Origin of the sequence: Burkholderia cepacia (assembly GCF_001039005.1) — a bacterium.
In the GTDB taxonomy this organism is placed as follows: domain Bacteria; phylum Pseudomonadota; class Gammaproteobacteria; order Burkholderiales; family Burkholderiaceae; genus Burkholderia; species Burkholderia theae.
In genome coordinates, this window is record NZ_LDWR01000031.1 from 1 (window position 1) to 22953 (window position 22953).

Sequence of the window (22953 nt, forward strand, 5' to 3'; positions counted from 1 at the left end):
TCTGAATCCGGGTATGACATTGCTGTAGGTCCCAAGTTCAGATGTCGCGTTTCCGCTAAATAAAAATGTCGTGTTTTGGCCTGTAGGTTGATCGCCGACACCCCTCAGGGAGCGCTGGCGATGAACGCGACTGGGACGATCACGATGACGATGCATGAAGTGGATCGGCTGAAGGTCATTGAGGCGGTGGCCGAGTGCCGGCTCAAGCCCGGCCAGGCAGCCGAACGGCTGAGTTTGAGCGTGCGGCAGGTTGAGCGCCTCGTGTTGCGCTATCGCGCGGCTGGCGTGGCGGGACTGGTGTCGGGTAAGCGTGGGCGCCCAAGCAATCATCAGTTGCCTGCGGGCAAGGCTCAACGGGCGCTGGCGCTGATCCGCGAGCGTTACGTCGATTTCGGCCCGACGCTGGCGTGCGAGAAGCTGCGCGAATGTCACGGCATCGAACTGGCCGTCGAGACAGTTCGTACACTGATGATGGCCTCCGGCCTGTGGATTCCGCGCAAACAGCGTCCGCCGAAGGTCTACCAGCCACGGAATCGCCGCGCGTGCCTCGGCGAACTGATCCAGATCGACGGCAGCGACCATCGCTGGTTCGAGGAGCGTGCGCCAGCCTGCACGCTGCTGGTGTTCATCGACGATGCAACCGGACGGCTGATGGCGCTGCATTTCACGGCGAACGAGTCGACGTTCAGCTATTTCGAGGCGTTGTCGAAGTATCTGGGTTCGCACGGCAAGCCGGTGGCGTTCTACAGCGACAAGGCGAGCGTCTTTTACGTGAAGAAGCGCTCCGAGACCGCGGGCAAAGGCGTCACGCAGTTTGGCCGGGCTCTGTATGAGCTCAATATCGACGCGTTTTGTGCAAACACGAGTCAAGCCAAGGGGCGTGTGGAGCGGGCCAACCTGACACTGCAGGACCGGCTCGTCAAGGAACTCAGGCTGCGCGGAATCAGCACGCGCGAGGCAGCCAATGCGTATGCGCCCTCCTTCATCGCTGACTTCAACCGGCGCTTCGGCAAGCCGCCCAGGAGCGATCACGATGCGCATCGATCGCTGCGCGCGGACGAAGATCTGAGGCAGATACTGTCCTATCGCGTGCCGCGCAGAGTATCCAATGCGTTGACGGTGCAGTATGACCGCGTGATGTACCTGCTAGCCGATTCGGTGGCCAATCGGAGTCTCGTGCACGAATACATCGAGGTCGTCGAATATCCCGATGGCGTGATCGAGGTGCAGGCCAATGGCGTGGTGCTGCCGTGCCAGCAATACGATCGCATCGCGTGCATCGATCAAGGCGCAGAGGTCGAGAACAAGCGGCTGGCCAGCGCACTGGAAGTCGCCCGGCGCGTCCAGACCATACGTGATGATCGCCGTGCATCCGGTTCACCGTCCCGCACCCATAGCGGTGAAGAAGTTCGAGCGAAGAAGGCGCTCATTGGGCTGAAGAAGCAGCGTGCACTCGAGGTTGCTGACCTGAATCAAGCCATTCTCGGAGTCAGCGTCGAAGGAATCAGAGAACGGGGGGGCGGCTTCGCCGCCCCACCCCAACACCTTAAACAAGGACAAGAGAAAGCCCAAACACCGCGACATTTCAATTTAGCTGGCGCCACGACATCTTGAAATGGCTACGACATTGCTTGCGACGGCTAAGTTGTAATGTCCGCTTCGGGGGTGCGGCGGTTTGGACTGCCGGAGCGCATCGTGGACCATCCTGGACTGATCACCATGAGCATGCGTGAGCTGGATCGTCTCAAGGTCGTGGAAGCCGTGGTCGAGCAGCATCTGATGCCTTGGCGAGCCGCGGATGGCCGGTGCGCTTCAACGGCTATGCCGATCAGATGAAGCGCATAGGTGACGCCGAGTACGCTTTTTCGCACGTGGTATCGACGAATTTGACCGATGCGCGTTCCCTCCATTAGCTGCCTAGCCGCGCGTTCTCAGTCGATCATCTTTGACAGGCGCTGCCTGACAATCTGCTCGGCCTCGCTCATCACTCGACGGATCAGTTCGGCAACGCTAGGAACGTCTTGGATGAGACCCGCGACCATGCCGCAGGACCACGCGCCAGCATCGAGGTCACCGTCTCGCATGACACGCGGGTAGACGCCTGCCACTTCGTCCACAATGTCATCGAAACGGATATCCGCGCCCAGTTGCCGCTCTTTTTCCAGCAGGCGATCGACCCCCGCATTGCGGAGCACACGCTCGGTATTTCGCAGCGGCCGCATGACCAGACGCGTGTCCAATTCACTGGCTTGGACGATCGCTTCCTTCACGCGCGGATGCACTGGCGCTTCCCGGGTCGCCACGAAGCGCGTGCCCATATTGATGCCGGCGGCGCCGAGAGCCAGAGCGGCGACCAGCGAGCGGCCATCTGCCATGCCTCCGGATGCCAAAAACGGGATACGCAGCTCGTCGGCAGCACGCGGCAGTAAGATGAAATTGGGCACGTCGTCTTCGCCGGGATGACCGCCGCATTCGAAACCATCCACGCTGACTGCATCGCAGCCAAGCGCCTCGGCTTTGAGCGCGTGGCGCACTGAAGTGCATTTGTGAATGACCTTGACGCCGGCCTTATGCAACTCCGGTAACCATTTCTGAGGATTGTTCCCCGCCGTCTCCACGACCTTGACGCCGCCATCTACGATCGCTTTCACGTATCCGGCGTAGTCCGGCGGCGTGCGCACTGGAAGAAAGGTAAGGTTCACGCCGAATGGCTTGTTGGTGAGCTCGCGGCAGCGACGGATCTCGTCAGCGAGAGCCTGCGGCGTGGGCTGCGTCAGCGCCGTAAGGATGCCAAGCCCCCCCGCGTTAGAAACCGCGGCGGCCAGTTCGGCCAAGCCAACAAAATGCATGCCGCCCTGGATGATGGGGTGCTCGATGCCGAGGAGCTCGGTGATTTGCGTTTTCATAATTCGCCTAGATCGTGTTTACACTGTTTGCCCGAAGTGATGCTTCGGAGACAGAAATCAGCCACCTTAGTGACTGATATACCAACTATCCGTTGTGGTCGTCGACGGCTTTCCCATCGTCCGCGTGCGCCTCGGCATACACGGATCGGTCAGCAATGTGTGTGGGGCGTGCAACGATGTGCAGCATTCACATGATTTCCGTGGACATGCTGCCTTTGAGAAATCAAGCTTTTTTGCTATACGCACTACACCAACCCTTGGCCGCAACTTGCTTGCCGCCGAATATTGGGCACGGGGCAAACGGATCATTCGGTTTTCCCTGGTATAACGTGCAGTTCCGACAGTCCTCTCCCGCTGCGTATTTCGAATACTTCGCCTTGTTCACCCGGGTCGCGTCGGCCAAGTAGCCGAGTGCGACCGCCGTCGAATCGGCTTCCGACACCTTAGCTGCATCTGCAAACGCAACGCGTGACAGCGCTAGTCCCGAAGCGATGCCTGCGGACGTGATCATAAAATTGCGGCGGGACTTGATCATACAAATACTCCTTTATTGTGAAATAGCGGGTCATCCTGACTCTGGGATACCCAATAAATAGATTGATGAGCTGGTCAGATCGCCAGCATGCCGAAAACCTCGCTGAGCATCGACTTCGCGTCGCCGAACAACATGCGGTTGTTGTCCTTGTAGAACAGCGGATTGTCGACGCCCGCATAGCCCGAAGCCATGCTGCGCTTCATCACGATCGACGTCTTCGCCTTCCACACTTCCAGCACCGGCATGCCGGCGATCGGGCTCGTCGGGTCGTCCTGCGCCGCCGGGTTCACGATGTCGTTCGCGCCGATCACCATCGACACGTCGGCCTCGGGGAAGTCGCCGTTGATCTCGTCCATTTCGAGCACGATGTCGTACGGCACCTTCGCTTCGGCCAGCAGCACGTTCATGTGGCCCGGCATGCGGCCCGCGACCGGGTGAATCGCGAAACGCACGTCGACGCCCTTTTCACGCAGCAGCTTCGTCAGTTCGAACACCGTGTGCTGGGCCTGCGCCACCGCCATCCCATAGCCGGGTACGATGATCACGCGTTTCGCCTCGCGCAGCAGTTCGGCCGTTTCCGCCGCGCTCACCGCGACCGCCTCGCCGGCCGGCTGCGCGCCGCCGCCGGCTGCCGCCGGGGCGCCTGCGCCGCTGCCGAAGCCGCCCGCGATCACACTGATGAAGTTGCGGTTCATCGCGCGGCACATGATGTACGACAGGATCGCACCGGACGAGCCGACCAGCGCGCCGATCACGATCAGCAGGTCGTTGCCGAGCATGAAGCCGGTGGCCGCCGCCGCCCAGCCCGAGTAGCTGTTGAGCATCGACACCACGACCGGCATGTCCGCCCCGCCGATCGCCATCACCATGTGCACGCCGAACAGCAGCGAGATCACCGTCATCACGACGAGCGGCAGCATGCCGTCCTGGATGCTTTCCGCATGCAGGAACGCGCGGCCGAAGTAGATCACGATCAGCAGTGCGGCCAGGTTCATCCAGTGCCGCGCCGGCAGCAGCACCGGCTTGCCGCCGATCTTGCCCGACAGCTTGCCGAACGCAATGATCGAGCCTGCGAAGGTGACCGCGCCAATCAGGATGCCGACGTAGATCTCCACTTCGTGGATGGCCTTCTCGGCGCCAGTGAGCTGCAGCGACGTGTCGATATAGCTCGCGAAGCCGACCAGGCAGGCTGCGAGACCGACCAGGCTGTGCATCAGCGCGACCAGTTCCGGCATTTGTGTCATCTGCACCTTCTTCGCGGCGTACAGGCCGACCGCGCCGCCGACGACGAGTGCGACGACCACGTACGGAATGCCCGCGGCCGACACGCGCGGACCGGCCACGGTGGCCAGCACCGCGATCAGCATGCCGATCATGCCGAGCAGGTTGCCGCGGCGTGCCGTTTCAGGGTTGGCCAGCCCGCCGAGGCTGAGGATGAAGAGGATCGCGGCGCCGATATAGGAGACGGTAGTCAGGTTTGAAGTCATTGTTGTCGTCCCCTTATTTGCGGAACATCGCCAGCATGCGTCGCGTGACCGCGAAGCCGCCGAACATGTTGACGGCCGTGAGCGTCAGCGCGCCCACCGCCAGGCCGAGGATCAGCCCGGACGGGCGATCGCCCGCGTTGGCCAGTTCACCGAGGGGCGGCGCGACCTGCACGAGCGCGCCGATCGCGATGATCGACGAGATCGCGTTGGTCACGCTCATCAGCGGCGTGTGCAGCGACGGCGTGACGTTCCAGATCACCATGTAGCCGACGACGCACGCGAGCACGAACACCGTGAAGTGCGACAGGAAGCTCGCCGGCGCGAATTGGCCGACGAACAGGAACACCAGCGCGCCGACCGCGAACACGATCGCGAGCGACTTGGCCGACATCGGCTCGCCGGCATGGCCGTGGCCCTTGGACTTCGCGGGCGCGGCCGCTGCGGGCGCCGCCTGGGGCTTGGGCGCGACGACCGCCTGCTTGATCGGCGGCGGCGGCCACGTGACGTTGCCTTCCTTGATGACGGTGAGGCCGCGGATCGCGTCGTCGTCGAAGTCGACGTTGATCGTGCCGTCCTTGCCCTTGCACAGCTCCTCGACCACGCGCAGCAGGTTCGTCGCATACAGCGTGGACGACTGCCGCGACAGGCGCGACGCGAGATCCGTGTAGCCGACGATCGTCACGCCGTGGCGCACGACGGCCTCGCCGGGCACCGTGAGTTCGCAGTTGCCGCCCTGTTCGGCGGCCATGTCGACGATCACGCTGCCGGGCTTCATCGACTGCACCATCTCGGCCGTGATCAGCTTCGGCGCGGGCTTGCCGGGGATCAGCGCGGTCGTGATGATGATGTCGGCGTCCTTGGCCTGCTGCGCGTACATCGCGCGCTGCGCCTGCTGGAAACCTTCGCTCATCACCTTCGCATAGCCGCCGCCGCCCGAGCCTTCCTCCTCGTAGTCGACCTTGACGAACTCGCCGCCCAGCGACTTGACCTGATCGGCCACTTCCGCACGCGTGTCGTTCGCACGCACGATCGCGCCGAGGCTGGCGGCCGTGCCGATCGCGGCGAGGCCGGCCACGCCGGCACCGGCGATGAAGACCTTGGCCGGCGGAATCTTGCCGGCCGCCGTGACCTGGCCATTCAGGAAGCGGCCGAATGCGTGCGCGGCCTCGATCACCGCACGGTAGCCGCTGATGCTGGCCATCGACGTGAGCGCGTCCATCTTCTGGGCGCGCGACAGCGTACGCGGCAGCGAATCGATCGCCAGCACGGTGGCCCGCTTGGCCGCCAGTTGCTCCATCAGTTCCGGGTTCTGTGCCGGCCAGACGAAGCCGATCAGCGTGCCGCTCTCGCGCATCAGCGCCACTTCGTCGCTGGTCGGCGGGCGCACCTTGAACACGATGTCGCTGCCGGACCAGAGCTCGGCCGCTGTCGCGGCAACGCTCGCGCCGGCCGCGCGGTAGGCGTCGTCGTCAAAGTTCGCGCCGGCACCGGCACCGCTTTGGACGACTACCGAAAACCCCAGCTTGATCAGCTTCTCGATCACTTCGGGTACGGTCGCTACGCGCCGTTCGCCGGTGGCGGTCTCCAGAGGAATCCCAATCTTTAATGTCATCAGCAGTTCTGTTTCTCAGATGGTATCGTTCATCGCATGGATTGCGGGCCCGATGGCAATAACGAAGTCGGCTAGCCGAGCGACCTGTCAGTCGTCCGCGCGGAAAATCGTCGGCGTGATATTGGTGAAATTTTTCACGTCACTCATCACCTCACGAGTTTCGGCGGAAGAGAGAGTCATGTCGATTCCAACCTGATCACTGAAACGCAGTATCGCAACGCATACGAAGGGTTGCTGGGTAGATGAAGGAAACAAGACTTCGGTAGATTGCAGACCGAATTTGCTCCACGCCGTGCCGACAAGTCGACCGTGCCTCGAGAGGTAATACTCGCGGTCAAAGATCGCTCCTTCCGTGCTTGGGTAGCTCACGATCAGGGTAGACATATTCAATCCTCTATGGAGATGTGTTCGAGCGTTGCATTAGGCGGTCGCGCCAGCACCTTGCACGCGTGCCGGAACTTTTCGTGCACGGCGAAGCAACTGCAAGCCGAACCACAACATCCACAACGGCAGCAGGAGGACGACGACGATCTCGCTCGCACCCGTCACGGCTTCGAACTCCGGAAAGAATCCCGACACAAAAATGACCGCGAAAAACCATGCGGTTATCTTCAGCAGGAACGACCCGTGCCATCCGGCCTTTTTCAGCTGATTGGCGACGATCGGTGCCCAGAAGAACACCAGCGGGCCTTCTGACCACCACAACCCGCTTTGCGTGCCGTTGGCGACTGTCGTCCATGCAGCCGCCGCGGCGGCCCTCGTTGCGTCGTCTCCGCCCGCATACATTTGCGCCAGCGGGTTGAGCACCGACAACTGGAGTGCGGCGCCCGTGATGCCGAGCACTGCGTACGCCCCGATCCCGAACGCGATCATGTAACTCAGCGCGCCAAGTTCATCCTTGAAGGTATGCAGGAAGTATCCGCCGATCACGAGCACCGCGAGATAGAAGCCGAACACGTCGACCAGCATCGATAAGCGAAACAGGTCGCGCGTGTCGGACGGCAAGCTCAGCATGGTCGCGCCGTGCAACAACATGCCGGCATCCGTGCCGGCTACCATCGACACAAGCCCCACGTTCGCGTAGGCCAGCAGGCCACCGATGATCGCGCTCCATGCCGTGAAGCGCATGACCTTGTATGAATCGTTCCTCATTCTCTTTCTCCGTACACCATGTCCGACTCCCGCGCAGGGAACCCCTCGATAACAGTGACCGACCCGATCGGACGACTTCGCAAACCGGGCCGTCCGATTGATAGTTCACATTAACAATGATAGGTCGTCATGACAAACACAAAATCGACGCAACACATGAGGAAATTCCCTCATGACTGCTTCATCCAGGTCGACGCGTAACGCGTCGCGGGTCAGTCACACCACTGCGTTTCCTTGAGCCGCGGCCGTCGCGGCCTCCTCCCTTTCCTGCAGTTCCCGCCACATGATCTTCCCGGATCCGGATTTCGGCAGTGCATCGACGAATTCGACGATGCGCGGAACCTTGTAGGACGCCATATGATCGCGCGCCCATGCAATCACGTCGTCGGGAGTCACCCCGTCGGGGTACGCCGGATCCAGCACAACGAATGCCTTGACGGTCTCGCCTCGATGCGCGCTGCGCGTGCCGATCACGCACACTTCCTTGATCGCCGGATGGCGGTACATCATCGTCTCGACTTCGGCCGGCCACACCTTGTAGCCCGATGCGTTGATCATCCGCTTCAGCCGGTCGGCCATGAAGAAATAGCCGTCCGCATCGACGCGGCCGAGGTCGCCGGTGCGCAGGAAGCGCTTGCCGTCGATCTCGACGAATGCGTCCCTCGTGGCATCCGGATTGCGCCAGTACCCTTGCATCAGTTGCGGCGCATTCATGACGATCTCGCCCACCTCCCCTTGCGGCACCGGCTGGAACGTAATCGGATCGACGATCCGCGCATCGACGTCGAACACCGGAATGCCGAGACACTGCGGCTTGGGGCGTGCCGGCGGATTGATGTGCGTTGCGGCAATCGTTTCCGACATCCCGTAGCCTTCGACGTAATCGAGCCCGACCGCGTCCTTGAGCTTCCGGGCGATCGCGTCCGGCATTGCTGCGCCACCGCCGCGCAACGAGCGCAGGCTCGACAGGTCGTATTCCTGCAAGTTCGGATTCGACAGGAAATCCACCATCATCGTCGAGATCGACTGCCACACCGATACGCGGTTGCGGCCGATCGCGCGGCCCGCGGCATCGCGGTCCCATCGCGGCAGCACGACGACGGTCGACCCGCGGTACAGCGGGCCGTTCAGCCCGCCCTGCATGCCGGTGACATGGAACAGCGGCAGCACCGCCAGGTGGATCGCGTCTTCAGGATCGTCGAACCAGTCGACGAAGCCCGCCGCCGTACACATGACGCTTCGATGCGTATGCACGCAGCCTTTCGGCTTGCCCGTCGTGCCGGACGTGTAGGGCATCAGGCAGATGTCGTCCGGGCCCGCCGTCAGTTCGCCCGGCGCCAGTTCTGCAGCGAGCGCATCGCGCCAGTGGACCACGCCCGGCCCGTCGACGTGGCGCGGCGCGGCCACGAAATCGGGCAACGCGACGGCCGAAGGTTGCGCCACGTAGTCGCCATACGTCGCCACGACGACGTTCGCGAGGCCACTCGCGCCGCCCACGAGCGGCGCGATGCGCGGATACAGGTCCTGCGCGACGAACGCCGTGCTCGCACCGCTGTCCTCGATGTAATGCGCCAGCTCGTCGGTCATGTTCATCGGATTGACCGGAACGACCACTGCGTTCGCACGCAGGATGCCGTAATACGCGATCATCCATTGCGGGCTGTTCTGCATGTACAGCAGCACGCGGTCACCCGCCTTCACGCCGCACCGTTGCTGCAGGAAGCCTGCCACGTGCTCGGCTTCGCCCTGGAAGCGCGCGAACGAGACCGGTGTGTCATAGAAAAGAATGAACGGCTTGTCGGGATGACGCGCCGCCGCGGCCTCCACGTGACGAAACAGGTTGGTCGCGGGCGGCACCTGATGCGCGGCCAGATGCGCGGGCCAGAATGGCGATCGGATGGCAGACATGATTCGGCAACTCTTCGTCAAAACTGCGGGTGATAAATGGCATCGACGGGACCCGTCGTCCCGACGCTGCATGCACGCATTCGCTTGGTCGCGTGAAAGTCCGACGCTGACGACAATCTGACTTTCACCGTGATCGGACTTTCACGCTATCGGCCGGCCTCGATGCCCGACGTCGTGACCCGGCGCGTTTCCGCCGCTTCCGAGCGCGCCGCGGACGCCACCCGGCTGACGCCGAGCATCATGTCGACCGCCTTCTCCGCGATCATGATGGTGGGCGCATTGGTGTTGCCGCCGATCAGTGTCGGCATCACCGATGCATCGACGATGCGCAGCCCGTCGATACCATGCACGCGCAACTGCGGATCGACCACGGCCATCGCGTCCTGCCCCATGCGGCAGGTGCCGACCGGGTGATAGACGGTATCCGTGCGCTTGCGCAGCACTGCCCGGATCTCGTCGTCGCTGTGTACGTCGCGCGTGAACATGTCCCGCGTGATCCACTCCGCGAGCGCGGGCGCGTTCATGAGGCCGCGCGTGATCTTGAATCCCGCCACCATGTCCTCAAGGTCGCGCGGATCGTCAAGGAACGCGGGATCGATCAGCGGCGCGGCGGCCGGGTCGCGGTTGAGCAGCGTGACCGAGCCACGGCTGCGCGGGCGCAGCAGGCACACGTGGCAGGACAGCCCGTGACCCAGGTGCATGCGTCGCGCGTGGTCGTCGACCAGCGCCACCAGGAAATGCAGCTGGATGTCGGGCGCGTCGAGGCCCGGTTGCGTCTTCAGGAACGCGCCGCCTTCGGCGAAATTCGACGTCAGCATGCCGCGCCGTTCACGGCGAAAGCGCATGATCTCGCGCAGCATTCGCGCGCTGCCGCCCAACGAGATGCCCATCGTATCGAGGCTGCGCGTGCGGTAGCTAAAGATGAAGTCGGGGTGATCCTGCAGGTTGCGGCCCACTCCGGGCAGATTGTGCAGCGTCTCGATGCCGACGCGCGCGAGCTCGCCCGCAGGGCCGATACCGGACAGCATCAGCAACTGCGGCGTCTGCAGCGCGCCCGCTGCCAGCACCACCTCACGCCGGGCGCGGAATGTCTTCAGCGTGCCTTTCTGCAGCACTTCCACGCCCACTGCGCGCTTGCCCTCGAACAGGATGCGCCGGACCTGCGTGTGAGTTTCGATGGCCAGATTGGTGCGTTTGCCGAGGTGCGGGAACAGATAGCCGCGCGCCGCGCTCCACCGCTCGCCCTGCTTCTGCGTGACCTGGTAGATGCCGACGCCTTCTTGCTGCCCGCCGTTGAAATCGTCCGTCAACGGCAGGTCGGCCTGGCGCGCCGCCGCCAGGAAGCGCGCCTGGAACGGGTTGTCGGAACGCAGGTCGCTTACCCACAGCGGGCCGTCCTGGCCGTGCCACTCGTCGTTGATGCGCTCGTTGTGCTCGCTCAGACGAAAGTAAGGCAGCACTTCGTCGTACGACCAGCCGGGATTGCCGAGCGCGGCCCACGTGTCGTAGTCGCTGCGGTGGCCGCGAATGTAGACCATCGCATTGATCGCGGACGAACCGCCCAGCGCCTTGCCGCGCGGCTGATATCCGACGCGCCCGCCGAGCCCGCGTTGCGGCACCGTATCGAACGCCCAGTTGTTGAGGCGGGTCGGCAGCATCGCGACCGTGCCCGCCGGGATGTTGATCGCCATGTCGTTACCGCTGCCTCCCGCTTCCAGCAGGCAGACGGTGATGTTCGGGTCTTCGGTCAAGCGCCCTGCTACCACGCTGCCGCCTGAGCCTCCGCCCACGACGATGTAGTCGAACTGATGATTCATGGCATTTCTCTCGATACAGGATTCGGAGGTCACGCAAGACGCGACAGCGTGCGCAGCAGCAAATCGAAGACACGACCGTACGGCGGATGGAACAGCACGGCGCCGTTCAAGCGGGTCTGGTGAAACACCGGCTTCAGTTTGCTGAAGGTGTCGAAGCCCCACTGCCCGTGATAGGCGCCCATGCCGCTCTGCCCGACGCCACCGAACGGCTGGTTTTCTTGCACCAGGTGCCACAGGCAGTCGTTGATCGTGACGCCGCCGGACACCGTCTCGCGCAGCACGCGGTCGCAGCGCGACGCGTCTTCGCCGAACCAGTACAACGCCAGCGGACGCGCGCGGTCCTGGATGTAGGCCAGCGCATCGTCGAGATTCGCGTATTCGACGATCGGCAGAACGGGGCCGAAGATCTCTTCGTTCATCAGCCGTGTATCGGGCGGCGCGCCGACCACGATCGTGGGCGCGAATTTGCGCGACGACGTGCCGAACGATTCGCCGGCCGGGTTGACTTCGAGGATGCGCGCGCCCGCGCGACGTGCTTCATCGACCATGTCGGCGAGGCGTGCGCGGTGGCGTGCGCTGATGATGGCCGTGTAGTCGGGATTGGCGGCGAGCGTCGGATACAGGCGCGCGACGGCCCGCGACAGCTGCGACGCGACACGGTCGGCCATTCCGGTGGGCACGAGCAGGTAATCGGGCGCGACGCAGGTCTGGCCCGCGTTGAGCAGCTTGCCGAACGCGATGCGCTGCGCGGCAATCGCGACGTTGCACGACGCATCGAGGATGGCCGGCGATTTGCCGCCGAGCTCGAGCGTCACGGGCGTCAGGTTGGCCGCGGCCGCCTGTGCGACGACACGCCCCACCTGGGTCGAACCGGTGAAGAACAGGTGATCGAACGGCAGGCCGGCAAACGCCTTGCCCAGTTCGACGTCGCCCACCACGACGTCCAGTTCGTCCGGCGCAAAGGTTTCGCGCGCCATCGATACGAGCAGGTCGGAGAGCGCCGGCGTAAGCTCGGACGGCTTGATCAATACGCGATTGCCGGCGGCGAGCGCCGCGAGTGCCGGCCCGAGCGAAAGCTGCAGCGGGTAGTTCCACGGCGAGATGATGCCCGTCACGCCCAGCGGTTGCGGCACGAGCCGGTTGTAGCCGGGACGGAAATGCAGCGCGGTCGGCACGCGGCGCGCCCGCATCCAGTGCTTCAGGTGCCGGCGCGCGTGCCTGATGCCGGTGCGCACGATGAACACCTCCGCCAGCCGCGTCTCGTGAGCCGAGCGGCCCTGAAAATCGGCGTCGATGGCGCGTACGATGTCGTGCTCGTGCGCATCGAGCCACGCAGCCAGCCGTTCGAGGCGCGCCAGCCGGGTGGCCAGCGCCGGGTTCGGCTCCAGTGCGAAGGCGCGGCGCTGGCGCTCGAAGCGCGCCGCAAGGTCGGTTGGGTAGCCTTGATGCATGGTGTCTCCTCCGGCTTGTCGATCGTGCGATCGCGTCGCGTCACGACGACAAGCGGCTTGCAAAATGTTCCTGGTTCTCACGCGGCGACGGGCCGGTTCGGTGGCCGGCGATGGCGTGAGCGCTGCGTCCCGGCGTCACGCGCGGATCGCCTGCCGCAAGCGAGCCGGCTCACGCAATGTGCCTGCCGGCGCGTACGAGTTCCGCGGTAGCGCGTGTCGCACGGCGCCGGATATGACCATCGATCAGACTCGTCAGCAGCGGCACGACGCCATCGGGAATGTCATGCCCCATGCCGCGCACCGTGACCATGTCGGCACCCGCGATGGCTGCGGCGGTCGCGACGCCGCCGCTGGGCGCGACCAGCAGGTCGCGATCGCCGTGCACGACCAGCGTCGGCGCCTGGATTCGCCGGAGTTCGTCGGTCCGGTCTCCTGAATTGATGATCGCGCCGATCTGGCGGGTCGTGCTCTCGTGGTCGCGCGCCTGCTGGCCGCGATCCCACGCCTGGGCCGCGTACGCGCGTCGTGCGACGTCATCCGCGGGATACGCCTGCGTGCCGATGTGGGCCATGATGCGGCTGTACTGCTCCACCGCCGCTTCGCGCGTGCGCGGCGGCGGCGCGGTCAGCATCAGCATGCTGGACATGGCCGGCTGTCCGACCTCGCGCGCGCCGGTCGTGGAAATGATGGAGGTGAGCGACAGCACGCGTTGCGGATAGCGCGCGGCGAGCACCTGGCCGATCATGCCGCCCATCGACATGCCGACGACATGCGCGCGCGCCACCTGCAGGCTGTCGAGCAAGCCGATCGTGTCCTGCGCCATGTCATTCAGGTCGTAGCCGTCCTTGACGGGCCGGCGCAGGAATTGCTGGAGCACACTCGGCCCCGGCAGCGGGATGCGGGACGAGCGCCCGACATCGCGATTGTCGAACACGATCACGCGATAGCCGCATTGAATCAGCGCGCCGATCAGCGCAGGCGGCCAGAAGGTCAACTGCAGCGTCATGCCCGCGATCAGCAGCAACGGCTCGCCGTCGTCGGGCCCGTAGGTGCGATAGCAGAGGCGCACTCCGCTCGACAGATCGCAGAACGCGTCCTGGATCTCTTCCATGGCGTGGATCGTCATGATCAGGCTCCGACGGCCCGACGGGCCTCGACGCGATCCGTTCCGCCCGCTGCCTGCGCATACCGGAAGCGCAGGCACGGATCTTCGATCGGGCCATGACGCAGAATCTTGACATCGACGTGATAGTCCATCGACATGATCCACGGCGTGCCGGGGCCCTGGCGCGGCAGGCCGCCGATCGCGCGCTGCACGTACCCGGCACCGAAATCGAGCAACGGGCGCGTCGGCATGTCGCTGTCCGGCAATTCAGGCATGCAGACCGCGTAGCCGCCGCGCTCCATATGCGTCAGCAAACGGCAGAAGTGTTCGGCCAGCAGCCCGACCTTCATCGTCCACGACGAATTCGTATAGCCGATCGAGAACCCGAAATTCGGCACGCCGCTGAGCATCATGCCTTTGAAAGCCACCTTGCTGTGGAGATCGACCGGCTCGCCGTCGACCGTCAGCTTGATCCCGCCGAAGAACCTGACGCTGAGCCCGGTCGCCGTGACGATGATATCGGCCGGCAATGTCTGCCCGGATTCAAGCACGATGCCCGTTTCCGTGAAGGTCTTGATGCGGTCCGTCACGACCGACGCACGGCCATCGCGGATCGACTTGAAGAGATCGCCGTCCGGCACCGCGCACAGGCGCTGGTCCCACGGGTTGTACGGCGGGTTGAAGTGGACGTCGACCGGATAATCCTTCGGCAACTGGCGCTTGTTCATGTAGCGGATCAGGCGCCGTGCAGCCTGCGGACGCGACCGGCAGAAGCGCCAGATGAAGCGGGAAATCGCGACATTCTTCCGCCGCACGATCGCGTAGCCCCACTTGTGAGGCATGATCTTGCGCAGCGTATTGGCAATGATGTCTTCCGACGGCAGGCTCACCACGTAGGTCGGCGTGCGCTGCAGCATCGTCACGTGCCCGGCCTTGCCGGCCATCGCCGGCAACAGCGTGACGGCTGTCGCGCCACTGCCGATCACCACCACGCGCTTGCCGCCGTAGTCGAGATCTTCCGGCCAGTGCTGCGGGTGAACCACCGGGCCGCCGAAGTTCTCGATTCCGTCGAGTTTCGGCGTGTAGCCTTCGTCGTGGCGATAGAACCCTGCGGCGCTGAAGAACCACTTGGCCAGGATCGTCTTGCGTTCGCCGGTATCGAGGCGCTCGACTTCGACGCTCCACAGAGCCTGTGCACTCGACCAGCTTGCCTGGATCACCTTGTGATTCATGCGGATGTGACGATCGATCCCGTATTCGGCTGCCGTCTCTCTCAGGTACGAAAGGATCGCATCCGCTCCGGCGATCGCCTTCTTGTCGGCCCACGGCTTGAAACCGTAGCCATAGGTGTGCATGTCCGAGTCGGAGCGGATGCCCGGATAACGGAACAGGTCCCACGTGCCGCCGGTCGCGGCACGCGCTTCCAGAATGAGGTACGTCGTGCCGGGGCGGTCCGTCTCGAGTTGACGCGCAACGCCGATACCGGAAAGGCCGGCGCCTACGATGAGCACATCCACATGCTCGGTGGACGGAAGAGGGTGTACGGTCACGGCTTGTCTCCAGATCGCGTCGAAATGCGCTATGTGGCGTTATTGTTATCAACCGGATTGGACCAAACAAGGTGTCGAACGCACAGTACGCGACTACAATTGGTGCAACTTGCACCTCTTCGTTTGCGTCTTGCCTGCCATGTCCCAGAACCTCCCCCCCGTTACCCCGCCGCCATGGCCGATGCCGTCGCCCCGCATCCGGGAATTGATGCGCCAGGGTGCCGAGATCGCGCTGAATGTGCAGACGGAATGGCTGCAGGAACTGGACAAGGAGAACGTGGCGGCCAGCACGACGATGAGCGACCCCGTGCTCGCGGCGGCCGTACGGCGGATCAACCGCAACGGGCTGATTCACTGGGCAACCTCCAACCTCGAGAACCCTTGCGCGCCGGTCTCCCGCTTTCTGTCCGCCGACATGCTGAGCAGTGCGCAGGAACTGGTGCGGCGCGGCCTGACCGACCTCGTGTTCGTCGCGGCCCGTTCGTCGCAGAGCGTCGTGTGGCAACGCTGGATGGAGCTCGCGTTTGCGTTGACCCAGGACCCGGAAGAACTGCGCGAATTCCTCGCCGTATCGTCACGTTCGATCGCGACTTTCATCGACACCAACATGGTGGGCATGGCGGAGTTCATGCGCGCCGAACGCGAAGCGCGACTGCGCGGCACCCACGCCGACCGTCGCGAACTCGTCACGCAGATCGTCGAAGGCGCAACCATCAGCGCGCAAGAGGCCAGCCGGCGCCTGGGCTATACGCTGGAGCAGCGCCATCACGCCGCGATCGTCTGGAGCGAGGAAGCGGATATCGAGCTGGGGTTGCTGGAACGGGCAGCCGATGCGCTGGCCCAGTGCGCGGGCACGCGCAATGCGCTGGTCGTCGTCGCGAACACGGCGACGTTGTGGGTCTGGACGTATCACGACGGCAAACCGCTCGAGATGCTTTCGCTGCAGCGTGCGATCAAGCTGCTGCCCGGCGTGCACATGGCCGTCGCAACCGCCGGGAGCGGCATGGAAGGATTCCGGCACGGCCACCTGGACGCCCTGGCGACACAGCGGTTGCTCGGCAGGCTCCATGCCGGCGTCGGCGTGGTACACGCCGACAGCATGAGCCTGATCGCACTGATGACGAACCATATGGAATCCGTACAACAGTTCGTCACCAATACGCTGGGCAACCTGGCCACCGCCGACAAATCGCTGCGCGCTGCGCTGCGCGCGTTTCTCGCGGAAGGCTGCAGCGTGACCGACGCAGCCGAGAAAACCCATGTTCACCGCAACACGCTGCTGCGCCGGCTCGAGCGCGCCGAGTCGCTGCTGCCCCGCCCGCTCGCACAGCAGCGTCTGCACGTCGCGGCTGCGCTGGAGGTGCTGTACTGGATCGCCAGCGATCCGGATTGATTGCGGTGAATGCATCGAGACCGCTCTTCACATGCGGACGACGTATGCAAACGGCCGGTGACGCGTAACGGGCAGCTGCCGTCAGCTCAACACGTCTCTGCCGCTATCGCACGGTCCCGGCCCGGTGCACCCGGCACGATATCGCGCAACCGCACCGTGACCGGCGGCGCCTACTCGCCACGCACCGTCACCGCGGGAGGTTGCCTCAAGGTCGCTTTCCGTAGATGAGGCAATGGGCCGTCTCCATGAACATCGCATCGAGCCGCTGCGTAAATCGCGCTGACCCGGATTGCATCGTCAGGCCGTCGGCGGTCGCAATCAACAGCGTGGCAACGTGCAGGCCGTCGGCCGCGTCGAACGCCGGATTGACGGCGCGCAACAGCGCCGCGATCTCGCGCGTCAGTGTGTCGTACCATCCGTCGAACAGCTTGAGACACTCTGGATCGATGGCGGCGAACGACAGGAAATGCCTGAACAGCGCGCCGTATTGCGCATCCTTCGCATCGCTCAGCGAGCGTGCCAGCACGCGTTCGAGCACGTCGTCCGGCGATGCATCGCTATCGAGCACGCGTTTCAGCTCGACCAGGTACGCATCGATGACCGGTTCGATCACGGCCCGCAGCACGGCCAGACGGGTCGGGAAGTAGTACTGCAAATTGCTCACGCTGATTCCGGCACCGGCGGCGACTGCGCGTTGCGAGAAGGTCAGCGGGCCACCTTTCAGCAGGAGTTCCCGCGCGACGCGAACGATCGTGTTACGCGTACGCAGGCCCTGGGCCCGCAAGCCGTCGAGATCGCTGCCTGACGAAGCGGCACGCGTCGGGCGCCGCCTTCTGCCACCGTGGTGTGCTTTGGGTTCGGTCATCGTGTTCGGTCCGTCGTGACGATGTCGCGCGACGCTATCCGCGATCCGCGTGGCGATTCACGCGCTCGTCGAGCAAGTTCGCGACGCCCAGCACTGCCTTGATCGAGCACCAGCGCAGCGGCTCCGGCGGTAGCGCGGGCGTGCGGTGCGTGAGCGTCGTGAGCAGTGGCGACTCCGCACCGCTGATCCGGTCGGCCAGCACCTGCCCGATCAGCGACTGCGTGCCGACGCCGTGCCCCGAGCATCCAGCCGTGTAGAACACGTTGCCGTGCGTGCCGGTCGCGCCGACCACCGGCAGTGCATCGCTGGCAATCGAGATATAGCCGCTCCAGCACGCACGCACCGGCTGGTTGCCCAGTTGCGGAAAACGCGCGTGCAACGTCGCGAGCAGTGCGCGATAGGCCGCTTCATCCGCTACGTTCGGCGTACGCGATCCATAAACGTAATCCAGCCGCTTGGTTGTCACCAACAGCGTATTCCGCGCAGTGAGCCGGTGGCTCTCCATCGTCAGGTGCGGCGTGACGATTCCCTCGCGATTTGGCCAGCCCAGTGCCGCCAGTTGCGCATCGGACAACGGCTCGGTTTCGAGTGCGGACACGCGCAGCGGCATCACCTTGTTGCCAAGCAAGCCGAGTTGCGGCGTATACGCATTGGTCGCGAGCACCATGACAGGTGCGCTTGCGCTGCCGCGCGCCGTCCGGACTCGCACGGTCTCGCCCGCGTCGAAGTCGAGCAGCGCGGTGTTCTCGTAAAGCCTCACACCCGCCGCGAGCGCCGCGCGCCGCAAGCCCGTCACGTACTTGCCGGGGTCGAGCGTGCCGCCGCCGGGGATGTGGCAGCCGAACAGGAACGCGGGTGGAATCCCGCGTGCGCGCATCGCCGTACCATCGAGATACTGAGCGGGCGAACCAAGCGCGATGCCGGCCTCCATGTTCTCGCGCAAGCGCTTCTCCTGCGACGGATGCACGCCGGCGCGGACGATGCCCGACGCGCGGTAGTCACAGTCGATCCCGTATTCGACGAGCTTGCGTTCGACGTAGACCACGCCCTCGTCATAGAATCCGACGATTCGTTTCGCCTGCTCGTGCCCCACGCGTTTCACGAACAGCTCGTATTCAAGCCCCTGCCCGCCCGCGAGATAGCCGGCATTGCGCCCGCTCGCGCCGAAGCCCGCGAACTCGCGCTCGATCACGACGACGCTGGCGCCGCGCGCGGTCAGCTCCAGCGCAGTGGACAGGCCAGCGAAGCCGGCGCCCACGACGACCACGTCCGCGCGAACATCGCCTTCCAGCTGAGGCTGGATGTTGTCCGGCCGCTCGATCCACCCGCCGATGGGCCGGTACATTTGCAACGCACGATCTGCGCGCGATGCATCGAACCGCATGGCATTGCCGGTCGATTCATCCCGAATCCTGTACTGCGAATCGCTCATGTTTGCCTCCATCACTCAGTTTTGCCAATAAAAATTCCGTGCAACTCGAGTTGCAATCAAGGCGAAGTCAACACGCCGTCCTGCGAGAACAGCATTGGCGTGCCGCCCTTGCCGGGCAGCGCGGCAGTCAGCGTCGCACGATCCGGTCGCTGCGCGACCTCGACCGTTGCGGCCCCGGCCCGCTGCTTCAACACCAGGCCATCGAGCCCGACGCCGACCAGGCCGTCGCCTGCCGCCATCAGATCGGTGATCGAACTCCGCGTGCGACTGTCGACGGCCGTCCAGCTCGCGCCGCCGTCGCTGCTCTGGTACAGGCTGCCGAGCAGCCCACCGACCACGATCCGGCCATCGGGCATCGCGACGCCCGACCACAACGTGCCCTTGCCGCCGGTCGGCAGATAGGTCCAGTTCGTGCCCCCATCGGCCGACTTGAGCACCATCCCCTGTTCCGACGCGACGTAAAGCGCGTGTGCGGCGTCGGCAAACACGTGATAGAGATTGCGGTCGGCCTTGCCGCCGCCGGGTGGTTTCGGCAGCGTCGTACGCGCCCACGTCTTGCCGCCGTCATGGGTCTGCAGCATCAGCGACCACAGGCCGACCGCAATGCCGTCCTGCGCATTCGTGAACAGCACCGAGAACAGCGGCTGGTCGACCGACGTATCGAGCCGCTGCGTGACCCACGTATCGCCGCCGTCGTCGGTCGCGAGAATCACGCCCCACTGGCCGACGGCCCAGCCGTGCTTCGCATCCGCGAACGACACGGCCGACAACGTCGCCGACACCGGCACGCGTCGTGCCTGACGCCAGGTCTTGCCGTCGTCATCGGACAGCAGCACGATGCCGTGCTCGCCGACCGCGACGACCCGCGACCCGGCACGCGTCGCGTCCATCAGCATCATGTGTGTCGGGGCGGCCCACGTGTGCGCGGGCTTCGCGGCCCAGGCCGCTACTGTTCCGTCCTGCGGTTGCGCGAAGACCGTCGCGGCGGCGCAGAGCGCGGTACAGCCAACCAGCATCTTGATCATGGTGAATCTCTGTAGTGTGTGCGGGCATCAGTGGTTGAACAGCGACGACCAGCCGGCATTCGCTTCGTGAAGCACAACGACCGGCGGCTGGTCGGCACCCGGTGCGACCGCTGCCTGTCGCTCGGCCTTGCCGTCGTTCGACGACGTCGCGACGCCCGTTTCCCCGGCTGCGGCATGGCGCACACCGGTGCGTGCCGTGTCGGTCGCGAACGCACGAGCCGGCGCGGTCGGGCTTGCGACGGTTTCATGAAATCGCGGGATGGCAACCGCGACGATGCAAAGTGCGGCGCAAGCAGCCAGGGTCTTGACCATGCGGGAATCTCCGTCAGCGTGTTCGCAAGCTTCAGTGGCTGAACAAACCCGGCGCGCGGGCCGGTTTGCGGCGGGGGAACCAGCGTTCGAGCAGCGACGCGAGCGCGGGCAAAGCGGTCATCGCCATCACGAGGTTCACGATGAACATGAATGCGAGCAGCTTGCCCATGTCGGCCTGGAACTTGAGCGCGGAGAAGCTCCACGTCGCCACGCCGATCGCGAGCGTGATCGCCGTGAAGATCGTCGCGACTCCGACTTCGAGCATCGCGTGCTGCACCGCCTTCACGATCGTCTGCCCGCTCGCGAGATGCACCTGCAGCCGGTTGTAGATGTAGAACGCGTAATCGACGCCGATCCCCACGGCCAGCACCATCACCGGCAACGTTGCAACCGTCAGCCCGATCTGCAGTTCCTTCATGAACCAGTAGCCGATGAAGGTCGCGACCGACAGCGGTGCACAGCAGGCGATCATCGCGCGCCAGTCGCGATAAGCGAGGAACACGAGGATCAGGATCGCGCCGTACACGTACAGCATCATCGGCAGCTCGCTGCCCGCGACTTCCTCGTTGGTCGCCGCCAGCACGCCCGCGTTGCCGGCCGCGAGCCGCACGGCGATGCCCGGGAACGGATGCGACGCACGATACTGCTTCACGTCGTCGAGGATGCGGTTGATCGTCGTCGCCTTGTGGTCGGTCAGGAACAGGTGCACGGCCGACATCGTGCAGTCGGCCTTCATGAAACCCTTCACGCGCCCGACGTCGACCGATACCGCCCCATAGTTCTCCGGGTCGATCGGCACCACGTTCATCTTCGGATAGTCTTCGTTGTAGCCTTGGTTGTACGCGCGCAGCATGCCCGAGTACGACTGCACGGACACCACGCCCGGCTCGGTGCGCATGGCCGCCTCGAAATCGTCTTCGTACAGCCCGACCGCCGGGTTGTCGCAGCCCTTGCCGGCCGACTCGATCGCAACCGTCAGCCAGTCGAGGCCCATATCGTAGTTGCCGGCGATGGCCGTCGCGTCGCGATTGAACCGTGCGTCCGCGCGCAATTCCGGCGCGCCCGGCTGCAGCGTGCCGATCACGCGATCGCGGCTTTGCCACGCGGCCATCGCGAACACGACCAGCGTCAGTGCGACTGTCGCCCCCGCATACTTCGGCTGCGCGACGCGCGCCAGCGGGCGCAGCCATGCCGAGCGCCGCTCGCCGCGCTTGAGCGCGCTGTCCGCGTAGCGCTTCGTGAAGTTGAAGCAGGACGCGGCCACCGGCAGCAGGATCAGGTTCGTCACGATCTTGTATGCCACGCCGAGCGACGCGGTGATCGCCAGTTCACGCACCATCGGGATCGGGATCAGCAGCAGCGTGATGAACGACACGAACGCGGTGATCAGCGCCAGCACGCCCGGAATCAGCAACCCGCTGAAGCTGCGGCGCGCCGCCTCGTACGAACTGTGCCCGTGCGAAATCTCGCGCACGATGAAGTTCACCTGCTGCACACCGTGCGAAACACCGATCGCGAACACCAGGAACGGCACCAGCACCGCGAGCGGGTCGAGGCCGAAACCCAGCAGCTTCAGCGTGCCGAACTGCCAGACCAGCGACGTCAGCGAGCACGCGATCAGCAGCACCGTGAAGCGCAGCGAATGGCAATACCAGTACACCGCAAGAGCGGTCAGCAGCAGCGCGATCGCGCAGAAGCCGAGTACGCCCTTCGCGCCGTCCGCGATGTCGCCGATCTGCTTCGCGAAGCCGATGATCTGGACTTCGTAGCCCGCATCCTCGAACGGCTGGCGGATCTTCTGTTCCAGCAAATGATTGAAGGCGACGTAGTCGAGCACCTTGCCCGCACTGTCGCGTTCGTTCAGTTCGGCCGTGATCATCGCGCTATCTTCGCCGTGCGACACGAGCGTGCCGACATAGCCACCCAGCGTCGTCGCTCGACGGATCTTCTCGACGATCTCCGGCGTCAGCTGATCCGGCGTGATCGTGCCGGAAATGATCGGCTCCGCCCGAAACCCTTCATCGGTAATTTCATTGACGAACGCGTTCGACGTCCACAGCGAGCGCACGCCGATCCGGTCGACGTTCGGCAGGTAGGTCACTGCCTGCGTGACCTTGTACAGCCGCGTCAGGCCGTCTGGCGTCCAGATCGAGCCGCGCTTGGCGCGCACGACGACAGTGATCCGGTTCGCGCCGAGCAGGTCGTTCCGGTACTGCTGGAACGTGCGGATGTACTCGTGCCCGATCGGCATCTGCTTCTCGAAGCCGGCGTCCATGCGCAGTTGCATCGCGAACACGGCCATCACGACGGTGAACAGGCCGATCGCCGAGAGCACGATCGCGCGATGACCGAAAAAAAGCCTTTCAAGGCGGCTGACCAGACGATTAAGCACTGCATGACCCC

18 protein-coding genes are annotated in these 22953 nt (G+C 64.5%); 2 read left to right on the forward strand and 16 right to left on the reverse strand.

From position 1 onward, the window contains the following. The first annotated feature begins 120 nt into the window (after positions 1–120). Entirely contained in the window at positions 121–1614 is a 1494-nt protein-coding gene (locus tag VL15_RS18590) for an ISNCY family transposase (protein ID WP_155420258.1), read from the forward strand. A gap of 317 nt (positions 1615–1931) precedes the next feature. Here VL15_RS18590 and VL15_RS18600 read toward each other — a convergent pair whose 3' ends face one another. The 11 genes from VL15_RS18600 to VL15_RS18645 all read right to left on the reverse strand — a co-directional run bounded on the left by VL15_RS18600 (position 1932) and on the right by VL15_RS18645 (position 15523). Beyond that, positions 1932–2906: an NAD(P)H-dependent flavin oxidoreductase gene (locus VL15_RS18600; RefSeq protein WP_048247583.1), complete on the reverse strand. Its 975-nt coding sequence runs from the start codon at positions 2904–2906 to the stop codon at positions 1932–1934. Positions 2907–3129: 223 nt separating this feature from the next. After that, positions 3130–3441: a high-potential iron-sulfur protein gene (locus VL15_RS40285; RefSeq protein ID WP_080970874.1), complete on the reverse strand. Its 312-nt coding sequence runs from the start codon at positions 3439–3441 to the stop codon at positions 3130–3132. Between the two features lie 74 nt (positions 3442–3515). Then, positions 3516–4928 (reverse strand): Re/Si-specific NAD(P)(+) transhydrogenase subunit beta, encoded by a 1413-nt coding sequence (gene pntB / locus VL15_RS18605; protein ID WP_048247585.1) that lies wholly within the window; start codon positions 4926–4928, stop codon positions 3516–3518. A gap of 13 nt (positions 4929–4941) precedes the next feature. After that, on the reverse strand, positions 4942–6540 hold the full coding sequence (locus VL15_RS18610) for a Re/Si-specific NAD(P)(+) transhydrogenase subunit alpha (RefSeq protein WP_048247588.1): 1599 nt from the start codon (positions 6538–6540) through the stop codon (positions 4942–4944). A gap of 87 nt (positions 6541–6627) precedes the next feature. Beyond that, positions 6628–6924 carry an EthD family reductase gene (locus VL15_RS18615; RefSeq protein ID WP_048247590.1) on the reverse strand — a complete coding sequence of 99 codons (297 nt, stop codon included), beginning with the start codon at positions 6922–6924 and terminating at the stop codon, positions 6628–6630. 36 nt (positions 6925–6960) lie between these two features. After that, the gene (locus VL15_RS18620) at positions 6961–7668 is read right to left on the reverse strand and encodes a hypothetical protein (protein WP_230684482.1); all 708 of its coding nucleotides are present in this window, start codon (positions 7666–7668) and stop codon (positions 6961–6963) included. A gap of 240 nt (positions 7669–7908) precedes the next feature. Continuing rightward, positions 7909–9600, reverse strand: coding sequence for a long-chain fatty acid--CoA ligase (locus VL15_RS18625; protein ID WP_048247594.1), 1692 nt, complete (start codon positions 9598–9600; stop codon positions 7909–7911). Positions 9601–9746: 146 nt separating this feature from the next. After that, positions 9747–11417: a GMC family oxidoreductase gene (locus VL15_RS18630; protein ID WP_048247596.1), complete on the reverse strand. Its 1671-nt coding sequence runs from the start codon at positions 11415–11417 to the stop codon at positions 9747–9749. A gap of 29 nt (positions 11418–11446) precedes the next feature. Next, entirely contained in the window at positions 11447–12868 is a 1422-nt protein-coding gene (locus VL15_RS18635; RefSeq protein ID WP_048247599.1) for a coniferyl aldehyde dehydrogenase, read from the reverse strand. Between the two features lie 169 nt (positions 12869–13037). Continuing rightward, complete coding sequence (locus VL15_RS18640) at positions 13038–13994, reverse strand: alpha/beta fold hydrolase (protein ID WP_080970875.1); 957 nt, start codon at positions 13992–13994, stop codon at positions 13038–13040. Positions 13995–13996: 2 nt separating this feature from the next. Then, positions 13997–15523, reverse strand: a complete 1527-nt coding sequence (locus tag VL15_RS18645) for a flavin-containing monooxygenase (protein WP_048247601.1) — start codon at positions 15521–15523, stop codon at positions 13997–13999. Positions 15524–15704: 181 nt separating this feature from the next. Between VL15_RS18645 and VL15_RS18650 the strand changes: the two genes are divergently transcribed. Further along, positions 15705–16916, forward strand: a complete 1212-nt coding sequence (locus tag VL15_RS18650) for a PucR family transcriptional regulator (RefSeq protein ID WP_230684483.1) — start codon at positions 15705–15707, stop codon at positions 16914–16916. Between the two features lie 205 nt (positions 16917–17121). Here VL15_RS18650 and VL15_RS18655 read toward each other — a convergent pair whose 3' ends face one another. The 5 genes from VL15_RS18655 to VL15_RS18675 form a co-directional block, all read right to left on the reverse strand. Beyond that, positions 17122–17781 carry a TetR/AcrR family transcriptional regulator gene (locus VL15_RS18655; protein ID WP_048247605.1) on the reverse strand — a complete coding sequence of 220 codons (660 nt, stop codon included), beginning with the start codon at positions 17779–17781 and terminating at the stop codon, positions 17122–17124. 34 nt (positions 17782–17815) lie between these two features. After that, the gene (locus tag VL15_RS18660) at positions 17816–19165 is read right to left on the reverse strand and encodes an NAD(P)/FAD-dependent oxidoreductase (protein WP_048247719.1); all 1350 of its coding nucleotides are present in this window, start codon (positions 19163–19165) and stop codon (positions 17816–17818) included. 104 nt (positions 19166–19269) lie between these two features. Next, entirely contained in the window at positions 19270–20238 is a 969-nt protein-coding gene (locus VL15_RS18665) for a WD40/YVTN/BNR-like repeat-containing protein (protein ID WP_048247607.1), read from the reverse strand. Positions 20239–20265: 27 nt separating this feature from the next. Continuing rightward, entirely contained in the window at positions 20266–20550 is a 285-nt protein-coding gene (locus VL15_RS18670; protein WP_048247609.1) for a hypothetical protein, read from the reverse strand. Positions 20551–20581: 31 nt separating this feature from the next. Then, on the reverse strand, positions 20582–22942 hold the full coding sequence (locus VL15_RS18675; RefSeq protein WP_048247611.1) for an efflux RND transporter permease subunit: 2361 nt from the start codon (positions 22940–22942) through the stop codon (positions 20582–20584). Between the last annotated feature and the right edge of the window lie 11 nt (positions 22943–22953).